Consider the following 523-nt stretch of genomic DNA (forward strand, 5'->3'; position numbering starts at 1 on the left):
AGTACTGAATCGTGAGCAAGCGATCGCAGCAAAAGAAGCAGGCGCTACCTTTATCGTATCGCCAGGCTTTAACCCCAATACCGTTAAAGCGTGCCAAGAAATCGGCATTGATATCGTACCGGGTGTGAACAATCCAAGCACAGTTGAAGCCGCGCTGGAAATGGGATTAACTACCTTGAAGTTCTTCCCTGCAGAAGCTTCTGGCGGTATCAACATGGTGAAATCACTGCTTGCGCCATACACCGACATCGAACTGATGCCTACTGGTGGCATTAACCCTGCGAACATCAAAGATTACTTAGCGATTCCACGCGTGTTGGCCTGCGGCGGAACCTGGATGGTAGACAAGAAACTGATCGAAGCGGGCAACTGGGAAGAGCTTGCACGCCTAACTCGCGAAGCGGTTGCGCTTGTAAATGAGTAATCGCTTTTAGCGATTGAATAAAGTGCCCAGCCCTCCCTCGGTGGAGGGCTGATTCGTTTGCATTCACATTCACTCACATGGTTAAGGAACCTAGATGGA

The 523-nt window shown here is 50.1% G+C and carries 1 protein-coding gene; it reads left to right on the plus strand.

Going from position 1 to position 523, the window contains the following annotated elements; translation table 11 throughout:
- A partial coding sequence (gene eda, locus R7044_RS27915; RefSeq protein ID WP_225451673.1) for a bifunctional 4-hydroxy-2-oxoglutarate aldolase/2-dehydro-3-deoxy-phosphogluconate aldolase occupies nt 1-424 on the plus strand: 424 nt, incomplete at its 5' end.
- Nucleotides 425-523: the final 99 nt, after the last annotated feature.

The sequence above is a fragment of the Vibrio sp. 1402 genome, assembly GCF_033340275.1.